Origin of the sequence: Pseudomonas sp. HPB0071 (assembly GCF_000478505.2) — a bacterium.
Taxonomy (GTDB): Bacteria; Pseudomonadota; Gammaproteobacteria; order Pseudomonadales; family Pseudomonadaceae; genus Chryseomonas; species Chryseomonas luteola.
The window spans coordinates 1708758-1728003 of the sequence record NZ_KI517367.1 but is presented as its reverse complement, the minus strand read 5'-3'; the positions used below and the strand labels follow the sequence as shown (position 1 = coordinate 1728003).

Below are 19246 nucleotides of genomic sequence, written 5' to 3'. Positions count from 1 at the left end.
TCCCTGGCCCCAGGTCATTCAACCCACAACATCCAACCTATTCGGTAGCTATCCATGAGCCGCACCCCTGATACCTGGATTCTCACTGCCCAGAGCCCAAGCCGACTGGGGACCGTGGACGTCGTGACCCGCTTTTTGTTCGAGCAGCAGTGCTACGTCACCGAGCATCACTCCTTTGATGACCGACTGGCGGCGCGCTTTTTTATCCGCGTGGAGTTCAAGGCGCCGACTGCCTTCGACGAGACTGCTTTTCGTGCCGGTCTTGCCGATGCCTTGGGACCGTTCGACATGCAAATGGAGCTGACCGCGCCAGGCTACCGCCCAAAGGTGGTGATCATGGTCTCTAAAGCCGATCATTGCCTGAACGACTTGCTCTATCGCCAGCGCATCGGCCAATTACCGATGGATGTGGTCGCAGTGATTTCCAATCACCCGGACCTTGAACCCCTGGCCCGCTGGCATGGCATTCCCTATCACCACTTTCCGCTGGACCCCCACGACAAACCTGCCCAGGAAGCCCGCGTCTGGCAGGTGCTGCAGGATACCCAGGCGGAATTGGTCGTGCTTGCACGCTACATGCAGGTTCTTTCGCCCGAGTTGTGCCGTCGTCTCGATGGCTGGGCAATTAACATCCATCACTCCCTATTGCCAGGCTTCAAGGGCGCCAAGCCTTACCATCAGGCCTATCAGAAGGGGGTAAAGCTGGTCGGTGCCACTGCCCATTACGTCAATAATGACCTCGACGAAGGGCCGATCATCGCCCAAGGGGTAGAGAGCGTGGATCATGCGTATTACCCGGAAGACCTTGTCGCCAAGGGCCGAGACATCGAATGCCTGACCCTGGCTCGAGCTGTGGGGTATCACCTGGAGCGCCGTGTTTTCCTGAATGCCAACCGGACGGTGGTGCTGTAACCGCCACCCTCCATGTCACTACGAAAGCTTTTCTCGAAAGGATAGGTTGAGCCTTCTAGAGGGCTCTGGCAGCGCAATGAATCAAGGCTCGCCGGATAATGCAATGGAGCGTGGCCTGTAGGAGGGTTGAGCAACGGGATACCCATCAAATCCAGTCCAACCGATAACCATTATAAAAGTAGAACCTGCCACTTTTGTGCGCTCATCGCACGCTTTGATTGACGTTCGGCTCGTGCTTTCTACGCTCAACATACCCATCGCAGGAGGGTTCAAGCGCAGCGCTACCTCATCGGATTCAATGTTTTACTGCTTTTCATGAACCACCGCCCACTCATGGGCTTACTAAAACAACAAGAGGAAACGCGTATGTCAGGCAATCGAGGCGTCGTCTACCTGGGCGCTGGAAAAGTCGAAGTACAGAACATTCCCTTCCCCAAAATGGAAACGCCCCAGGGACGTCAAATCGACCACGGTGTGATCCTGCGAGTCGTCTCCACCAACATCTGTGGCTCCGACCAGCACATGGTGCGTGGCCGTACTACAGCCCCCGAGGGTCTCGTACTGGGCCATGAAATCACTGGAGAAGTCATCGAGGCGGGCAAAGGGGTGGAAAACCTCAAGGTAGGGGATCTGGTCTCCGTCCCCTTCAACGTAGCCTGTGGCCGCTGCCGTACCTGCAAAGAGCAACACACCGGCGTCTGCCTGTCGGTAAATCCCTCCCGCGCTGGCGGCGCCTATGGCTACGTTGACATGGGTGGATGGGTCGGTGGCCAGGCGGAATATGTCATGGTGCCCTATGCCGATTTCAACCTGCTCAAGCTGCCTGACCGGGATCGGGCCATGGAAAAGATCCGCGACCTGACCTGCCTTTCGGACATTCTGCCCACCGGCTACCACGGAGCCGTCACGGCGGGCGTCGGACCGGGTAGTACCGTTTATATCGCCGGCGCAGGTCCTGTCGGCCTAGCCGCCGCTGCTTCAGCGCGCCTGTTGGGCGCTGCGGTCGTCATCGTGGGTGACGTCAATCCGGTACGTCTGGCTCATGCCAAAGCACAAGGGTTTGAAATTGCTGACTTGTCCCAAGACACGCCCCTACATGAACAAATTGCGGCACTTCTAGGCGAGCCGGAGGTGGATTGCGCCGTGGATGCGGTCGGCTTCGAAGCCCGCGGCCATGGTCACTCCGGATCACAGCACGAAGCACCTGCCACAGTCCTTAACTCACTGATGGGTGTTACACGTGTCGCCGGCAAGATCGGTATTCCTGGCCTCTACGTGACGGAAGATCCTGGTGCTGCGGACCAGGCAGCCAAGCAGGGTAGCCTGAGTATTCGCTTCGGCCTCGGCTGGGCTAAATCTCATAGCTTCCATACCGGGCAAACGCCTGTCATGAAGTACAACCGACAGCTGATGCAAGCCATCATGTGGGACCGCATTAAGATTGCTGACATTGTAGGTGTCGACGTTATTACCCTGGATGATGCACCCAAGGGCTATAGCGAATTTGATGCGGGCGTACCCAAGAAGTTTGTGATTGATCCGCACGCTTTGTTCCGCGCGGCATAACGCGGTTGGCGAGGCATAAGGACATGCCTCCTTGATCGATACGCTTTACCCAGGGCCTGGTCATACAGGTATGCTAGGGAGACGCTATCAACCAAGGAAAACGCCATGCCTTTTTTGATCGAAACCTGGGACAAGCCCAACACTACCCAGCTGCGCCAGGACAACCGTCCTGCCCATCTGGATTTCCTCCGTGAAAATGCCAGCAAGCTGCTCGCCTGTGGAGCCAAGCTTGACGACGAAGGGGCAAACGCCAGCGGAAGTATCTATATCGTGGATGTCGAAACCCGCGAAGAAGCCGAGGCCTTTTTGGCACAGGATCCCTTCAGCCAGGTTGGCCTGCCAGAAAAGGTCAATATCGTGCGGTGGCGTAAAGCAGTCCTGGACGGTAAGGCGTTCGTCTAACGCATAATGCTCATAGCGTATCTGTCACGGCATGCGGCTAAAATGCGGACCGTTGCAGATACGCCCGCCATCAAAACAGTCCCGTTTATCTATTTGTAATGAGTTTCACTCAAAAAAAATATATAAACCCGAACAATAAGGGTATTGATCTGTCCTTATCCTGCTTGAGTTCGCTGAAGTCTGATATCAATACGATATCGATATGTCGCTTAGTTTGACACTGGCAGATACAAAAGATAATTGAGCGACTTGGCGAGCTCTATTTCACAGGTTTTCAATGAAGAGACGCAATATTAATTGAAAACTACTGCATCCTTCCGAGCTTAAACGCTGTACATCGGTCAGCATATGGCAGTTAGAAAGTGATTCAGTTCAAATACAAGCCAAGTATTGAGTGAATATAAAAATGGAGGGCTTTCTGTGGCCTATCCTCTCAGGTCAGTAGATTAATAGTGGTCGATATCCGAGCGATATCATATGTATTGATTTAAGGAAGGGCGCCTAATGAGCACTACCAAACCCGAAAAAGATTTAAGGATCGAAACGATCAGGGGGTTGGCGCTATTTTTAATGGTAGCCGGTCACGTTATTGGCAGTTCGGGTGATCAGGGAATGAAAGTCGCGGATGACTCATTCCTCCGTTATCTCTACGACTCGCTTGTTTACATTCGCATGCCGCTCTTCACGGCCATCTCGGGGTATGTATATGCCTTGAGACCCGTTACTTCCGCAAGCTCCCTGCCGCGTTTCTACCAGGGCAAGTTTCGCCGGATTCTGATCCCGATGATCGTTGTCTCAACGCTCTTCTTCATCTCGCAAGCGTTGGTGCCCAACACCAATACGAAGCCGGAATGGAGCGATGTGTTCGGTATCTATTTCTTCAGTTATGCCCATTTCTGGTTCCTGCAGTCCATCTTCTGCATCTTTGTCATGATTGCCCTGATGGAGAAGTTCAGCCTGCTGTCCTCTCTCAGGAATTACCTGATCATCATGTGTATCGCCCTGGTGGGCTCCTTGCACTACGAAGTATTCCCGGACTTCTTCTGCTTGTACAAGGCCATCCAATTGCTGCCCTTCTTCCTGTTGGGGCTGGGGCTTTATCGCTTCTCCGACCAGTTGAATACCGCTTCAAAACAGCTAGTGATTGGCGTCGTGCTGGCGGCATTGGTTGTCATTGATCAGGCCTATCTGTGGAATCAACTTTCCATTAGTGATCGTGGAATGGATTACATAGGGACGGCTCTGGGGATTACTGCTATTTACATGATCATCACCCGCCGGGTCTATTTCAAGCCGTTGGCATGGTTGGGGTATTTCTCTTTCGAAATCTACCTATTCCATGTATTTGGAACGGCGGGCAGCCGTATCGTACTGAACAAACTGGCAATCCATGATGTATGGATTACCTTTACAGTCAGTATGATTCTGGGGCTTATCCTGCCAGTGGCCCTCAAGAAGGCAGTCGGTCGTTTCAGTCTGCTTAATCTGGCATTCTTTGGTATACAGTCAAAGAAGAAGCCTGCAATGAAGTTGCAGGAAAAAGTCTCGCTTAGTTAAGGCATGTAATAAGCAAAAAGCCCAACACTAACGTTGGGCTTTTTTATGCCTGCCAAATAACTTCGTTATAAAGATCCCTTCGCAGAGTGTCGCGTATTGACTTGACCTGGTATCGGCTGAGTGCTGCAGGTAGTTATTGCTTGTAAGTACATGTGTAGCAGCTATGGCTATATCGCGGCATTGAAGATTCAGCTAAGCCTGTCCTGAGCATTAATACCTGTAGGGGAGCCTACAGTAACAGTAAGGCGGTTCCGAAGGATTTATTAAGGCATAAAAAAAGCCCTTCAAACGAAGGGCTTTTTGACCATCCAGAAAGCTCTTACTTGAAGCTCTGGTTGGCGTTTGCAGTGGAGCTAAGCACGTTCGAGGAGCCCAGCAGCTGACTGACGAAGCGGTTCCAGCGGGTGATTCCGGCAGGACCTACGAATACAACGTCTTGCGGCTGTAGTGCAAAGTGCTGTGCCAGAACGAAAGCGGTTGGTGAGGAAGCGCTCAGGTGGAACACTTGAGCTTTCGCGGCTGGAGAAGAGTTGAAATTCTCCGGACCACGGATTACATACACTTCATCCGCATCGGCAGTTTCCTGGTTCAGGCCGCCTGCCTGGCCGAGCGCATCCATCAGCGTCAGGCTGGTAGTCTTGAAGTTGGCTGCCAGTGGGCTTCTCACTTCACCCATCACGTAAACCTTGCGGTTATCGTTGTAGGGTAGGTGAATGCTATCGCCATCCTTGAGGTATACGCCGTACAGCTTGGAGTCCTTACGGTTCAAGGTGTCGGCATCCAGGCGGTACTCCTTGCCGTCACGTACCAGGGTCAGGCCGCTCAGGTCAGCTGTCTGGGTGTCAACGTTCGCCTGACCCAATGCTTCGACCAAAGTCATCGGCACAGTTGTCAGCGGAATGGAGTCGCCCTTGGTAAAGGCACCTGACAGGGTGACTTTCTGACTGCCAAAGCGCAGGACGCTCACGTCGACCTGAGGATTGTCGATAAAGGTCGCCAGACGAGTCGAGATGACCTTACGGATCTCCTCAAGCGTCTTGCCTTCTGCTGTCAGGGTGCCAACGTACGGATAGAAAATAGTACCGTCAGGACGTACCAGTCGACCGTTCGCCTCGATCTGCTGTTGGGCACCAGAAGGAGCGGTTAGCTCGGGGTGATCCCATACAGTGATATACAGCAGGTCCGCCTTGCCTACACGATAAGCCGCTGGATGATACTTGAGCAGTTCCTGCCAGTTCCCAGTGTCTGCAGTCGGGTTAACGGAGTCATGACTTTTCAAATAAGCCGATGTGATAGGAATCAGCTCAACCTTTGTCCCCTCAATGGAGCCGTTGGTCTTCAAATCGTCCCGGTGCAGGTATTGGCCTGGAGACCATACGCAGCCCTGCAGAAGCAGGGTGGAAAGTAGTGCAAGGGTAAAGGTACGTTTCATCTATTTTCTTCCTTGATCGCTGTAAAAAAGTTTTTAAAAACTTCGTATCGATCGATTTATAAGCGTCAGAACGTGTTTGGGCATAAGAAACTTTATGAATCATGTAGGCCTGTGGCGCGCCTGGCGCTGGATAATTCGTAACAGCTCCGTATCCAACCAAACCATACATATCAGCGCAGGCTGTGACAGAAGCTTAAAAAATTAGTTCACTTTTGCGGAAACACTCTTTTTAAAAGTAAATCGATCCAATTTTTGGCTTTATCCTGACGTTATATGTCAATAAGCCACTAGCTGATTTTTCGTGACATAACTTCCAGAGCAATGAAGTCAACAGCCACCCTGATCGACCAGGCAATGGCAGCTCCCTGAAGAGAAAACAGGTGTATGCACACGACCAGCAAGCCTATATAAGGCAAAAGCTCAGCCAGATGGATAAAAGCGGTGATCTTCGAATGGCCCTTCGCCTGGATTTTCGCAAAGGGAATCTGTGCCAGCGCGTTAAAGATGAAGCCAATCAGGAGAATACGCAGCACCTGTGCGCCTTCCTGACCATATTCCGGTCCCATCCATAAAGTCATGACCATGGGGGCGAGTATGAATAGAGGTAGCACCATGACTACACAGGCGGCGAGCAGGGCCCAGAACGCTCGATTGGCCTGAGCGGTCGCATCCGCCGAGCGCTTGCTCAGAAGCGGGAAAATAACCCGAGCGACAGCATTGGGAATGATCAGCATGCGCGAGATGGCTTCAGAGGGCGCGGTATAAAAGGAAACGCGCTGGGCTCCGACCATATTGGACAGGATGAAACGATCGAAATAGACCATGACAGGGCTGATGATATTGCTCACAGTCATCCAGCTGCCAAACGCGAAGAGTTCCTTGAAGACGCTCTTTTCAAATCGGTAAAAGCCCGGCGGAAATTCTCGCCAACATGGAATGAACGCCACGGCCATCGAAATAAGGCGGGCGATGACAAGCCCTATTGCCGTCGCGGTAAAAGACCCATCGACCAGCACGGCTACCAGGGGGGAAACAGCCAGAATGGAGTTGGTGATGGTGCGTAACAGGTTGAATTCTGCAAACCGTTCGTTTCCTTCCAGATAGGAAAACCAGATCATGGTGAGTAGAAAGGGCGGTATCGAAAGGCTTAGCCACTTGAAGCCGGCCACCGCAACGTCAACGTTTTCTGCCGAAACGTGTAGCAGGGAAACGAGTTCTCCTGCGCCCAGCCATAACAAGAGCACCGCGAGTACGCTCAGACCGACCACCGCATAAGTAGCAGTCGCGATAACGGATTTATTCTTTTCGACATTGCCATGGTGCATGGCCACGGCTCGTATGACGGCGCGTGTGAGTCCTGCGTCAAAAATGGTGGCATAACCGACAATGGCAAACGCCAGTGTAAACAGGCCGAATTGCTCGATACCTAACTTTCGAGAAAGAACACCCATGGTAGGGAGTGCGATAAGGCTTGGAATGACTACACCCAGAATATTCCAGGTGCTGTTTTTCAGCATTGTCATGGAGGGCTCTTTTGCAGAAGGCATGTCTGCCCTGGTTGGACAGACATGCAGGGGAGGGGACTATCTAAAGCTGGGTTGCATCAGTGGATGTTCTTCAACATACGAATCCAGCGCTGGGCTTTCCACGTTTCGGTGGTAGGCCTTGAGTGCCTGAATCACAAGCAGGAACGCAATCGTTGCCTGCATATATTCGAAGATACCCTGAAGCGGCCAGATCACCATATACGCCAGCAGGGCGGTAACGGTGAAGCTGGTATCCCTGTGTAAGCGCTTGGCGAAGTAGTAATAGCAGAACAGGGTCAGTGGGACGATCAGGAAGGCCAGGAAGCCGAATCTGAACAGCGTACCGAATATCCCAACGTCGGAAAGGAAGAAGTACTCGCCAAAGTGGGGGATAAAGCCATTGTTCCACATCAGGGACAAGGAGCCACTGGGTAACCAGTTATTCGCATGCAAATGGCCGAAGATATAACCGATGGTTTGTTCACGGACATTATCGGTTGGACCGTTTTCCAGCGATTCGGCATAGAAGTCAAGATTGAGTCCCAGCTCTTTCAGCAGATCCGGGAACAGGTAGAGAGGAGAAATCAAAATACCCGATACCACGATCCAGATAACCGACTTGCTCTTCAGGCAAAGCAGCGTGAAGCAAAGGGACAGGAAGATCAGCTGGCGCGTTTGTGTTGCAAAGACCAGAGTCAGCAAAATGAAGCAGGCGAACACAATATAAGGCGTCTTGGACCTGGGCGAGCCATCAATGGGCGATATCCCTTTATTCCATACCTGAATGCAATAGAAATAAGCCAGGCACTGTGCCAGTGCACCGATTGAGGAGCGGTCTGGCCGGTCGAAGGATGCCACCTTGTCCCGCAGGTCCGGCAATACAGAGAACTTGAACATCCAGGCCAGAATGCACGCCATGAAACCTACAAACAGGAACGCCTTTTCAAATTGGGCAGCACTCATGTTCCGGGCGAGGTAAAGCATGACGGAAAAAGTGAAGCAATACAGTATGCGACGCTCTTCGATAATCCCGTATATCAATGGTTGCCCATAGTAGAGATTCGAGAAAATCGCTGGCAGCAGAATGAAGATAACCGACGAGTAGGCGCAATAAGTTAAAAGGATTTTCAAATCCTTTTGCTCTTTTCCCACGGACGCCAGTACATAGAAGGCTGTAAACGCCAGACAAATAACCAGATACAACTCGCTGACATACAAGATGCCAATCGGGTTATGGGGGGTTTCTTCGAAAATACCAAAATGTAATACGAAGACGAAAATTAATAATATGAAGTAGGCACCGCTTTTGCTTACTGCTCTCATATCGCTTCCCATCCAGCGTAACGTTGCATTCCATCCAGCATGGCTGTCTTCCCTGTCCTCAGACTGGCCAAAAAATGCAGTCGCAATCGATTAATTTACTTCTTCACTGCTTCGTCTTCCTGATCTTTCTTTGAGATAGATAGGAAGAATATGGGTGGCGTCATGAACATAGCGACGCACCAGACGCTGGGGCTCCGATAGCATTCTATGCAGCCACTCGATACGGGCTTTCTGCATCCAGACCGGCGCTCGCTTCAGGCTGCCGGTAGCAAACAGAATCGAGGCCCCGATGCAAAGGCCAACGCCTGTACGCTTGGTAGCATCGACCATGCTGGCCAGCATTTCCTGCCGTGGCGCACCAACCGCGTAGAAAATGAGGTCCGAAGGGTTGGCATAGATGAAGTCGAGGCACTTCTGCACTTCGTCAGGCTTGTTGATAAAGCCCATCGGAGGGTTGTAGTGATTCAACCGGATACGTGGATACAAAGCCTTGAGCTTTACCACGTCCTTTTCTTCGGAGCCAATCAGCGTAATGGACAAGTCTTCCTGGTCAGCTTTCTTCAGAAGCGAGACCGTAAGGTCGCTGCCTGTGATCACTTCCTTGATCTCAACGCCCAGGGATTTGAGCAAGGGCGACAGGATACGGCTATCGCAGACACGCTTGTCAGCGGTGCGATACGCCTTTTGCAGATTCTCGTTTTCCTGGAACTGGACAACGTGATCAATGTTTGGCGTAACGATATAGGTGTAGGGTTTTTTCAGGCTGGCTGAAATATGCTTCAGTAGCTCATCCTTGGTGCCCAGGAAAAAGTCGATACCGAATGCCTGGCTTACTACTCCATTAGACATGCATTGTTGCCCCTTTGAACGCGCCCTTGATACCAGACCAGGCCAGCTTTGGACTTTTGTATTCCTTCAATACGGTTATGCCGGACAGGAAAACCGCAGACATGAGTGCATACGGTGAGCCATAGAACTTCTTATTGAAGCGAGTGGCTGCACGGTTACGGAAGTAGTAGTAAAACTCGGACTTTCCGCCTGAGCTCATTGAGCCATAGTGATAGAGCTGGCTATCCGGTGCGACATACAGTGCAATACCGTGCTTTTTCGCTTGGTGCTGCCAATCCACTTCTTCGGAGTACATGAAGTAGGATTCGTCCATGTAGCCAACCTTATCCAGTATCTCGGCGTTGAAGGCCAGGCTGCAGCCCATGATGTAGTCCGGCTCACGGTTGAGCTGGCCGATCTCATCAATGGAAAGCCCTTTGCCGAGAAGCTTGGATTTGCCTAGCAGGGGATACATGATCCCGCCACCATAGCATTCGATCTTTCCTGTTTGAGAACTCAGAATGACCGAGCCGGCAATGGTGTTCTTGTCAGCCGTGATCTTATCCAGTAACGGCTTGAAGGCATCGTCTTTAACATAGGCGTCGTTGTTGAGAATCCAGAAGTTCTCAACCTTGAACTGTTCGCGTGCCCATTTCATTCCAAAGTTGTTACCACCGGCATAGCCGCTGTTAACAGGGCTGGCGATAACGGAAACCCGGTCTACGTTATGGGTTTCTTTCCATTGTTTCATCGTTTCGTAAGAGCCGTCCTTGGAGTCGTTATCTATCAGGACGACATGATCGATTGTCTTACAAAAATTAAGAATACTTTCAGCGCAGGAAATGCTTTCTTGCGGAGCCTTGTAGTTCAGCACCATTGCAACGTTCATTTCGATATCCCTTTAGCCTAGAAAATCAATTTACTGATCTGAAACGGTCAAAAGCCTTGAAATAACGTAGGAGCTCAAAAGAGCTCCTACCTGTGGACTTTTATGCTTCATCGTTCAATTGAAGCTTTCTCATGCTATGCATGGTGCTTTTTAGTCCCATTCCATGTTTGCAAGCGCTGCTGCCTATAACAGGCTTCAGCTCTTGCTTGGTCTCTCATAGGCGTACTGATAGTTACCGTAAGAGGAATAGTTGGAAGCCTTGCGCTCTACAGCGTTCAGGATCACACCCTTGAGCGGTACACCATTGAGATCAAAGCGACGCTTGGTAGCCTCCAGCTCCTTGGCACTGTTCATGCCGAAGCGGGCGACGATCAGGCTGGTACCTACATGGGCGCCAATGATGGCGGCTTCGGTTACGGCCAGGATCGGCGGAGTATCGATGATCACGATGTCATACAGGTCGCCGAGTTGCTTCAGAACAGTGGTAAAGCGATGGCTCATCAACAGTTCGGAAGGGTTCGGCGGGAACTGGCCACAAGACATGAAATCAAGCATGTCGACTTCGGTCTTCTTGATGGCATCGTTGATTGCAATGCGATTGCTCAGCAGATCGGATAGACCGTCTTTCTGCTTCACATTGAAGATCTTGTGCATGTAGCCCTTGCGCATGTCCCCGTCGATCAGCAGAACGCGCTGACCCGACTCGGCAATAACGGCTGCCAGGTTGGATGAAACGAAGGACTTACCGACATCCGGGCTTGGGCCGGAGATCATCAGAATGTTGTTCTTAGCCTCGATCATCGCAAAGTGCAGGCTGGTCCGCAGGCTACGCAGCGCCTCGGTACTCAGGTCCGTAGGATGAGCGATGGACAGCAGCGCCGATTCTCCAATCTTGCGGGAGCCGCGGCCAAAGAGCTTTTCGGATTCGGACTGGTTGCGGCTGTATGGAATCGAAGCATAAACCGGCAGACCCAACTGCTCGATGGCTTCAGGTGTTTCAATACCGCGCTTGAGGGTATGGCGGGTATAGATAACGGCCAGGCCCAGCAGGCAGCCCAGAACCAGTGCAGCAACTACGATCAGCGGCTTGTTGGGGCTTGCAGGATCATCAATGTTCGCGTTTGCATTATCGATGATACGCACGCTGCCGACAGTACCAGCACGGATAACATCAAGCTCCTGCACCTTGTTCATCATCAGGGTGTAGGTCTGGCTGGTCACGTCAACGTCACGCTTGAGGCGGAGCAGCTCTTGCTGAGTAGAAGGCAGATTGCCTACGCGCTTCTCAAGCTTGTCCTTTTCAACTTCAAGCTGGCGCAGCTGGCCGAGTACGGCCTGGAATGCCGGGTGCTGAGTGGTGAACTTGCGGCTCATCTCAACACGCTTGAGGTTCAGCTCGGAAATCTGGCCATCCAGCGAAACGATCTGATCCAGAACACCCTTGGTCTCGCTGTCGATATCAACAGAGCGGCGGTTGGTCTGATATTCGTTCAGCGCACGCTGCGCGTCTTCCAGTTCTTTCTTGACAGAAGGAATCTGGCTACGCAGGAACTCAAGGCTCTGAGTCGATTCTGCTGCGTTGCGGTCAATGTTCTGAGCAACGTACAGATCGATCACTTCTTGAACAATGCGCTGAGCACGCAGAGGATCGGAGTCCTGCAGGGCAACAGACAGAATGCCTGACTGCTTGCCACGCTCGCCTGCGCTGATGCGGCCCTGGTATTCCTGAATCGTTCTGGACAGTCGCTTCTTCATGACTGTGAATTCAGTACCGGGACGTGCTTGCAGCTTGCTGACCTGGATGAAGTAGCCATCCTGCTCGACAGGCTGGTTGACAGTGCCGTGCAGCAGGATCTGATTGTCGGCATCGAAAACCGTGAAGCTCTGGTTTTCTTCGACTTTCAGTGTCATAGGCTTGTCCTGGGCGCTGTCGGGGACGCGCAGCTCAGCGACTTCTACATCCTCACCGCCCCAGGCAAAGCTGTTCAGGCCCAGAACAGGGGAGGCAACTTCGTCTTCGCTTTCAGCTTTGAAATGACGAGCGACATAGCCACCAAAAATAGGGAAGTACTTGGGCGTTACGACAACATCCAGGTGCAGATTCTTGACCGCGTTGCCAATCACCAGACGGGATTTGAGCAACTCGATCTCAGTCACTGCCTCCGGAAGTGGCGGTGGCATGCCGGATGTTTGATCAGTCAGGCGTGTTACACCTTTCTTTTCTTCGATCTGCAGCATTGCATTGGATGCATACATGGGCGTAGCCAGCATGGCATAAGCAATACCGAGGAAAGTGAAGATACCGATAATAGAAAGAAGCTGCCATTTGTAATCAACGAGGATTCCAAACAGTGCTGAGAAATTAATATCGGTATCGTTCTTAACTTCAGTGGCCGTAAAACGAGGCATCGTGGTCATGAAATTCCTTCTTCCCCTTATCTAATGTATGGAAGCCAGCTATCTACGCATTTTGCTAAAAGTATATGTACTTCTTTGAACATTTCTTTTGAGAGGCGGTATGGATCGGGTACCTCACGGTTATTTACCCATTTACCAATCAGAAAAACTCTCCCTTTGATTTCTGGCGCCATACTTTCAACAGAACGAGAATGAAATTCTTCCATCGTCAAAATAAGGTCTGCCTTCCGAAGCATTTCTGCATCAACCTGGCGAGCTTTATGTGTCGATAGCTCAAGTCCGTTTTCTCTTAGTACTTCTTGAGCCGTACTATCCATAGGGCGGCCTACCAATGCACCAATACCCGCTGAACTGACTTCTATATTCCGCCCTTTCAGGCCTTCCCTTAGAAGCGTTTCGGCCATTGGACTTCTGCAAATATTTCCAACGCAAACCACTAAAACTGACTTAATCATGAAAACTCTTCCAGACGGGAAATCAGATGCTCTTGATGGCATTTACCAATCGTATCTGGAGCTCACCCTGACATGTCTTCCGCATCTGAACTCCTACTGGGATTCGATCAGGCAAGCTCTGACATCTCTACCTTAGAAAGTTCAGCTGTTGCCGGCCTGAATCACTTTTCGGTCGTCAGGTCCGGCAGCAGTTCTCAGTAAGCGTTCTTGTTGATGAAACCCTTGAAGAGGGTCAGGAAGATGATCTTGACGTCCCACCAGAAGGACCAGTGGTGGATGTAGTCCAGGTCGAACTCGATGCGCTTCTGCATCTTGTCCAGGGTATCCGTCTCACCACGCCAGCCGTTGACCTGGGCCCACCCTGTAATACCGGGCTTGACCTTGTGGCGCAGCATGTAGCCTTGAACCAGCTTGCGGTACTGTTCGTTGTGAGCAACCGCATGGGGTCGTGGACCTACGATCGACATCTCACCACGCAGTACGTTAATGAACTGGGGAAGCTCATCGAGTGACGTGCGTCGTAGGAACGAGCCAAAGGGTGTGATGCGGCTATCGTTCTTGGTCGCCTGCGTCACTTTTTCGCCATTCTCCATGACCTTCATGCTACGGAATTTCCAGACTTCGATCGGCTTGCCGTCCATGCCATAACGCTTCTGGCGGAAAAATACCGGGCCAGGAGAGGACAGCTTGATGCCAATGGCGATAACCAGCATGGGAATGGAAATGATCGACAGAATGATCAGGGACAGAACGATGTCCTCGATACGCTTGACGATCAGGCTGGCACCATCCATTGGCGTATCGAAGATACTGATGCTGGGCAAACCATCGATGCTTTCGCTGCGGGCATGGAGCAGGTGGAACATGAAGACGTCAGGAATGATGTAGACCGAAGCGGTCGTATCGCTGAGTTCTTGCACCAGCCAGTTGATGTGCTCCTGGTGCGCCATGCTCAGGGTGATGTAGACCTTGTCGATATAACCGGCGCGCGCATCGTCTACCAGCTGTTCCAGGTTGCCGCGAATCGAAAAACCGGGCTCGCTACGGTTGAGCTCGGGATGGTCTAGCGGATTCTCGACATAGAAACCGAGCAGTTGCAGGCCCATCCATGGCGCTCTGTCGATTGTATGGGCAAGACGCTGACCGATCTTGTCGGCACCTACGATGGCTACTCGGCGCGTATTGAAACCGGCTTTTCGCAGCGAGTGCATAACAGAGCGCAGCAGCACCCGATATCCGCACAGGCCAATCAATGAAAGAGCCAGCCATGCCTTCATGGTACTGCTGATTAAAAAGGATTCATTAAAGAAGAAATAATCAACCATGAAAACAGTTGAGAATGTTAATACCCAATAAGTTGATATTTTTATTAGTTCATTGGATATTCTTTCGCCACGCCATGAAAGATACATTTGATTCATTTCTGTCAGGAAATGAAATATCAAAAGAGCAAGGAATACTATTACCCAGTGCTCAGGTTTCATGGGGACGCCAGGAATCACGGAGCCAGCCAGATAAGCTGTTCCTGAAATTACCATTAAATCTAACAAGCGATGTGATAGTGAGATCGCTGATGAATTCGAATGTAAAATACCACGTTCTTTAAAATTCATAGTTCCATCCTTGTGCATAAACGTATGCACGAACTTCAACAGGACCGAATAGTCATGGACAACGATCGATGAACATTCGTAGTCGATAACAACCGAACGTGTTTAGGATTCCATCGCGCTGACTCAGGGAATGCTTCAACGGTGACTATAGCCGTCGGTAGGACCGCCCGAAGATTCAAAGGTTCCTTGACTTTGAAACCCTCGATAAGTGGTTACCGACTCATTCAAGGAGCAAAAGGTGAAGGCGTGGTTATAGTCGTTTTAAAAGGTGAATTGGATCACCTTTTAATGGTTAAAAGTGGGCGGATGTTCAAGTTTTATAGGTATTCCAACACCGATAAGCGGTGCTCATAGGGATAAAAGGTCGCTGTGAATCTGTTACAAATTCTAGAAAATTCTTTTTGAAACCTGTTCGTTAGACCTTGAGTGACAGTTGTTGTCTTTGCGGCTTGAAAGATCATTGGATTCCTTCAAGTGCTTCAGATGGAGCGTGCTCGATATACCGCTCCGCGTATCGCTTGGATCATCGATCTGCCTGGTCGGTCGGGCCGCGCAAGGGACGCTCGGGTACAGACAACGCGCAGGCAAGTGCAAGCAGGGAAAGCCCAGCCGATACCAGAAACAGTTTATGAAAGGTTGCAAGAAGCGTTTGGCGTAATGGATCGATCGTACCGGCTGACCCAACCAGGTATGTCTGCAGCACGTTTTCAACGGAGTCCGCATGACCCTGCATAGGGGGTAGCCATAGCAAGAGTAGTGCGGACAAGCCAGCGGCGCCTACCGCACCTCCCAATGAACGGAACAGCGAAATCGTACTGGACATAACCCCGATATCAGCCTGTGGAACAGCATTCTGGGCGGCAACCAGTGCAGTGGGAAACTGCATGCCCGTTGCAAGTCCTGCCAGAAACAGACTGCCGCCGGCCAGTAACCCGCTGCGCGGATCAATAAAGGCAAGCATTACCAGAGCGCATGGCATGATTAGCGTACCCACCAGGATCTGAGGTTTGTAACGTCCCAGCACGGCGGTCAGCCGCCCACAGGTAAAGGCACCCAAGGGAATGCCCGCTGCAAACGGAATCAGATGCAGTGCCGCTTTGCTCATGTCATGGCTGGCGCCAGCTTGAAACCATAAGGGGATCAGCAGCGTTAGCCCTATGGCCTGGAAGTTGGTAAGGAAGTTGAGCATACAGCAGAGCCCGGCCGTTCTGTTCCGGAGTAGGCGTAAGGGCAGAAGTGGTTCTCTGGCGCGCTGCTCATGGTATGCGAATAATGTCAAAGCTGTTATTGCCGCAGCGGCAAGCCAGAGAAGATAGCCGCTGCTTAAGGGCGCTCCTTTGCCGATCAATGTTGTAGCCATTAAAAGCGCAGTAAGGCCGGTAGCCAGTAGCAGAATGCCCGGGTAGTCAATGATGGCCTTGCGGCCGGGCACGGGAAGGCTGGCTAGAACGCGGTAACAAATGAAGAGCCCGGCAATGCCAACGGGCAAATTGATCCAGAAAACCCAGCGCCAGGATAAATACTCGGTCATCAAGCCGCCCAATACGGGGCCTGCGATACTGGCCAGCGCATACATGCTGCTGATATAGCCTTGATAACGGCCTCGCTCGCGTGGCGGTACGACGTCGCCAATGACCGCTTGGCTTACGGCAATCAGCCCTCCTGCACCCAAGCCCTGTAAGATTCTGGCCAGGATCAGTTGGGGCATGTCTTGGGCAAGCGCACAAGCGAGTGACGCTACCGTAAAGAGGCTGAAAGCTGCCGACATCATCTTTTGTCGGCCATAGAGGTCGCCAAACTTTCCGTAGAGCGGCATCGAGACGGTCATGGCAACCATGTAGCCCGATATTACCCAGGCTAGAAGTCCGGTGTCATTGAGCTGTGCAGAGATGGCCGGCAGCGAAACCGCCACGATCGTTTGATCCAGAGCGGCCAGCAAAATAGCCAGCATGGGTGCCGGCATAATGGCCTTTATGCGATGTGAACGTGCCGCGTCTGAGTTCAACTGCATTCTCGATAAGATAGGAACGATACCGGTCTGTTTCCATGATCGCTTCGTAGTATCAGTAGCAATGTATGGATAAGGCCTAATAAGGACAGGTCTGCCTCCTTTTTATAGTGCTTTTTTCTAAGGCTGAAATTTTCTTATTCACCTATTGAAAATTACCAAGAGCCTTGGTATCAGGGCTTTTCCTACAGGCTATACAGAAACTGCGCACAGAGTTATCCACAGGTTTTAGAGGTCATGCTCATGGGTATGAGTGGCAGGGGGCATCGGTACGATGAACGCTCTGCCATGGCGTACCCCACGCTCTGCAGTGACATGCTGGGCCAGCTCTCGGACCTCCGCGGTAGTTCCCTTCAACACTGAGACCTCCATGCAGCTTCCATGATCCAGATGGACATGCAAAGTAGCCAGCGTAAGGTCGTGGTGGGCATGAAACGTACGGGTCAGCCGCTTCGAGAGTTCACGAGCATTATGGTCATAGACATAACTCAAGGTGGCGATACAGGTGGAGTCGGCTGGCAGATCCTGCGCGACGGGCTCGCGCATGCCTTCTCTCAGCAGGTCCCGGATGGCCTCGGAGCGTCCTTGATAACCGTGGCTCGCCACACGATCGTCAACAGCGGCCAACAGGTCGTCATCCAGTGTAATCGTTACTCGTTGCATAAAAACCAATCACCTTCAGTATGAAGTTTTCTCGTAGACATCATACTCTTCCCTGACTATTCTCCCGCGCTTGTCTACGCATAACGGGAGTGGGAGTGTGAATCAGCTTGGCTTCAAGAGAAAGCTCGGGGTGCTTCTATTGGCAGCGGGATTGGTTCTGCCTGTTATGGCGCAAGCTGAGGGGCTTACCTACTCCTGGCCGACGAATGCCGGGCCGCTTGATCCTCGCGGTTATTCACCGAACCAGATGTATGCCCAGGCGATGGTCTATGAGCCACTGGTACGCTATAAGGCCGATGGCAGTGTCGAGCCCTGGCTGGCGACCCGGTGGGATATATCCCCGGATGGACGGACCTATACGTTTACCCTGCGCGATGGCGTGCGCTTCAGTGACGGCAGCGCGTTTGATGCGGCAGCGGCAAAAGCCAACATCGAAGCCGTTCTGGCAAATCGCAAACGGCATGCCTGGATGGAGCTGGTTGAAACCATCGATCATGCCGAAGCGCCAGATGCCCATACGCTGCGTCTGGTTTTAAAGCATCCTTATTATCCTACCCTGCTTGAGTTGGCACAGGTGCGCCCCCTGCGGTTTGCAGTGCCCAATGCTCAACCTGGACAGCCTATAGGAACAGGCCCCTGGCAACTGGTTGAAAGTCGTCGAGGCGAGTTTGATCGCTTTGCCCGTAACCCTTATTACTGGGGCCCAAAGCCTGCCTATGACGAGGTGCTGGTCAAGGTCATTCCTGACCCGAGTGGGCGGGCGATTGCGCTCGAAACGGGGCAGCTTGACCTGATCCAGGGTTCCGAGGGTGAGGTTTCCGCCGACACTTTCGTTCGCTTGAAACAGGTGGGCTACCATACGGCTATCTCAGCGCCTCTGGCGACCCGGGTCATTGCACTCAATACCAACCTTGCGCCTACCAATGAGCTGGCGGTGCGACAGGCCATCAATTGGGCCGTCGACAAGGATGCGATCGTCAAGCACGTCCTGTATGGCCTGGAACCACGGGCCGATACGCTTTTCTCAACCAACCTGCCGTATACCGATGTTGGCCTGAAGCCGTATGGCTATTCTCCTGAGAAGGCTAGCGAGGCGCTGGAACAGGCTGGCTGGATACTGAGTCCAGGCGAGAAGATTCGCTACAAGAATGGGCAGCCGTTACGCCTGGAGCTGTGCTTCTATGGGGCAAATGCATTGCAGAAGAGTGTGGCTGAGGTTGTTCAGGCCAACCTGGGTAGTCTGGGTTTCGATGTGGTTCTCAAGGGAGAGGACGAGGGGGCTTTGGTAGAGCGCCAACGTGATGGTCGCTTTGGAATGATCTTCGCAGAGACATGGGGCGCACCCTACGATCCGCACTCTTTCGTCAGCTCCATGCGTTATGCCGGGCATGCGGATTATCAGGCACAGCAAGGCCTGCCAATGAAGGCCGCCATTGACCAAGAGATCGGTGAAATATTGGCGTCGGTAGAGGAGGGCAAACGGCAGGCGCTCTACAAGGACGTGTTAACTACTTTGCATGAGCAAGCGGTTTACGTGCCGATTTCATACCTGACCGCTACCAGCGTAAGCCGCGATTCAGTCGAAAACGTGCAGTTCGGCGCGACTCTTTTCGACGTGCCTTTCGAGGTCATGAAGCCGGGCGGAGAGTAACTT

The 19246-nt window shown here is 52.1% G+C and carries 15 protein-coding genes; 5 read left to right on the top strand and 10 right to left on the bottom strand.

Annotation, left to right across the window (positions count from 1 at the left end; translation table 11 throughout):
• Window positions 1–54 precede the first annotated feature (54 nt).
• From purU to HMPREF1487_RS08220, 4 genes are all read left to right on the top strand, one after another.
• Entirely contained in the window at window positions 55–912 is an 858-nt protein-coding gene (purU, locus tag HMPREF1487_RS08235; protein WP_010796172.1) for a formyltetrahydrofolate deformylase, read from the top strand.
• Window positions 913–1278: 366 nt separating this feature from the next.
• Window positions 1279–2478, top strand: coding sequence for a formaldehyde dehydrogenase, glutathione-independent (fdhA, locus tag HMPREF1487_RS08230; protein WP_010796171.1), 1200 nt, complete (start codon window positions 1279–1281; stop codon window positions 2476–2478).
• 105 nt (window positions 2479–2583) lie between these two features.
• Window positions 2584–2880, top strand: coding sequence for a YciI family protein (locus tag HMPREF1487_RS08225; RefSeq protein WP_010796170.1), 297 nt, complete (start codon window positions 2584–2586; stop codon window positions 2878–2880).
• 504 nt (window positions 2881–3384) lie between these two features.
• Window positions 3385–4437 (top strand): acyltransferase family protein, encoded by a 1053-nt coding sequence (locus tag HMPREF1487_RS08220; protein ID WP_010796169.1) that lies wholly within the window; start codon window positions 3385–3387, stop codon window positions 4435–4437.
• Window positions 4438–4756: 319 nt separating this feature from the next.
• Here the strand turns inward: HMPREF1487_RS08220 and HMPREF1487_RS08215 are convergent, their stop codons facing one another.
• The 10 genes from HMPREF1487_RS08215 to nikR all read right to left on the bottom strand — a co-directional run bounded on the left by HMPREF1487_RS08215 (window position 4757) and on the right by nikR (window position 17592).
• The gene (locus tag HMPREF1487_RS08215) at window positions 4757–5869 is read right to left on the bottom strand and encodes a polysaccharide biosynthesis/export family protein (protein ID WP_010796168.1); all 1113 of its coding nucleotides are present in this window, start codon (window positions 5867–5869) and stop codon (window positions 4757–4759) included.
• A gap of 287 nt (window positions 5870–6156) precedes the next feature.
• Complete coding sequence (locus HMPREF1487_RS08210) at window positions 6157–7392, bottom strand: flippase (protein WP_037029841.1); 1236 nt, start codon at window positions 7390–7392, stop codon at window positions 6157–6159.
• Between the two features lie 60 nt (window positions 7393–7452).
• A complete protein-coding gene (locus HMPREF1487_RS08205) occupies window positions 7453–8718 on the bottom strand; it encodes a hypothetical protein (RefSeq protein WP_010796166.1) in 1266 nt (421 codons plus the stop codon).
• A 90-nt stretch (window positions 8719–8808) separates the two neighbouring features.
• Entirely contained in the window at window positions 8809–9567 is a 759-nt protein-coding gene (locus HMPREF1487_RS08200; protein ID WP_010796165.1) for a WecB/TagA/CpsF family glycosyltransferase, read from the bottom strand.
• Window positions 9560–10435 carry a glycosyltransferase family 2 protein gene (locus tag HMPREF1487_RS08195; protein ID WP_010796164.1) on the bottom strand — a complete coding sequence of 292 codons (876 nt, stop codon included), beginning with the start codon at window positions 10433–10435 and terminating at the stop codon, window positions 9560–9562. The genes HMPREF1487_RS08200 and HMPREF1487_RS08195 overlap by 8 nt, the downstream gene beginning before the upstream one ends.
• A 195-nt stretch (window positions 10436–10630) precedes the next feature.
• Complete coding sequence (locus HMPREF1487_RS08190; RefSeq protein WP_010796163.1) at window positions 10631–12853, bottom strand: polysaccharide biosynthesis tyrosine autokinase; 2223 nt, start codon at window positions 12851–12853, stop codon at window positions 10631–10633.
• Window positions 12854–12870: 17 nt separating this feature from the next.
• Window positions 12871–13308, bottom strand: a complete 438-nt coding sequence (locus HMPREF1487_RS08185) for a low molecular weight protein-tyrosine-phosphatase (protein WP_019367274.1) — start codon at window positions 13306–13308, stop codon at window positions 12871–12873.
• Window positions 13309–13502: 194 nt separating this feature from the next.
• Entirely contained in the window at window positions 13503–14921 is a 1419-nt protein-coding gene (locus HMPREF1487_RS08180) for an undecaprenyl-phosphate glucose phosphotransferase (RefSeq protein WP_010796161.1), read from the bottom strand.
• A 523-nt stretch (window positions 14922–15444) separates the two neighbouring features.
• Window positions 15445–16932, bottom strand: coding sequence for an MDR family MFS transporter (locus HMPREF1487_RS08175; RefSeq protein ID WP_051370176.1), 1488 nt, complete (start codon window positions 16930–16932; stop codon window positions 15445–15447).
• A gap of 225 nt (window positions 16933–17157) precedes the next feature.
• Window positions 17158–17592 (bottom strand): nickel-responsive transcriptional regulator NikR, encoded by a 435-nt coding sequence (gene nikR / locus HMPREF1487_RS08170; RefSeq protein ID WP_010796159.1) that lies wholly within the window; start codon window positions 17590–17592, stop codon window positions 17158–17160.
• Window positions 17593–17689: 97 nt separating this feature from the next.
• On the opposite strand from nikR, the gene nikA reads away from it, so the two are divergent.
• A complete protein-coding gene (gene nikA, locus HMPREF1487_RS08165; RefSeq protein WP_010796158.1) occupies window positions 17690–19243 on the top strand; it encodes a nickel ABC transporter substrate-binding protein in 1554 nt (517 codons plus the stop codon).
• Window positions 19244–19246 lie beyond the last annotated feature (3 nt).

Excerpts from the sequence above, each read along its gene's own strand:
- HMPREF1487_RS08190 (WP_010796163.1), bottom strand. The coding sequence starts at position 12,853 with ATGACCACGATGCCTCGTTTTACGGCCACTGAAGTTAAGAACGATACC.
- nikR (WP_010796159.1), bottom strand. The coding sequence starts at position 17,592 with ATGCAACGAGTAACGATTACACTGGATGACGACCTGTTGGCCGCTGTT.
- purU (WP_010796172.1), top strand. The coding sequence starts at position 55 with ATGAGCCGCACCCCTGATACCTGGATTCTCACTGCCCAGAGCCCAAGC.
- HMPREF1487_RS08180 (WP_010796161.1), bottom strand. The coding sequence starts at position 14,921 with ATGAATTTTAAAGAACGTGGTATTTTACATTCGAATTCATCAGCGATC.
- HMPREF1487_RS08225 (WP_010796170.1), top strand. The coding sequence starts at position 2,584 with ATGCCTTTTTTGATCGAAACCTGGGACAAGCCCAACACTACCCAGCTG.
- HMPREF1487_RS08175 (WP_051370176.1), bottom strand. The coding sequence starts at position 16,932 with ATGCAGTTGAACTCAGACGCGGCACGTTCACATCGCATAAAGGCCATT.
- HMPREF1487_RS08215 (WP_010796168.1), bottom strand. The coding sequence starts at position 5,869 with ATGAAACGTACCTTTACCCTTGCACTACTTTCCACCCTGCTTCTGCAG.
- HMPREF1487_RS08205 (WP_010796166.1), bottom strand. The coding sequence starts at position 8,718 with ATGAGAGCAGTAAGCAAAAGCGGTGCCTACTTCATATTATTAATTTTC.
- fdhA (WP_010796171.1), top strand. The coding sequence starts at position 1,279 with ATGTCAGGCAATCGAGGCGTCGTCTACCTGGGCGCTGGAAAAGTCGAA.
- HMPREF1487_RS08185 (WP_019367274.1), bottom strand. The coding sequence starts at position 13,308 with ATGATTAAGTCAGTTTTAGTGGTTTGCGTTGGAAATATTTGCAGAAGT.
- HMPREF1487_RS08210 (WP_037029841.1), bottom strand. The coding sequence starts at position 7,392 with ATGACAATGCTGAAAAACAGCACCTGGAATATTCTGGGTGTAGTCATT.
- HMPREF1487_RS08195 (WP_010796164.1), bottom strand. The coding sequence starts at position 10,435 with ATGAACGTTGCAATGGTGCTGAACTACAAGGCTCCGCAAGAAAGCATT.
- HMPREF1487_RS08220 (WP_010796169.1), top strand. The coding sequence starts at position 3,385 with ATGAGCACTACCAAACCCGAAAAAGATTTAAGGATCGAAACGATCAGG.
- HMPREF1487_RS08200 (WP_010796165.1), bottom strand. The coding sequence starts at position 9,567 with ATGTCTAATGGAGTAGTAAGCCAGGCATTCGGTATCGACTTTTTCCTG.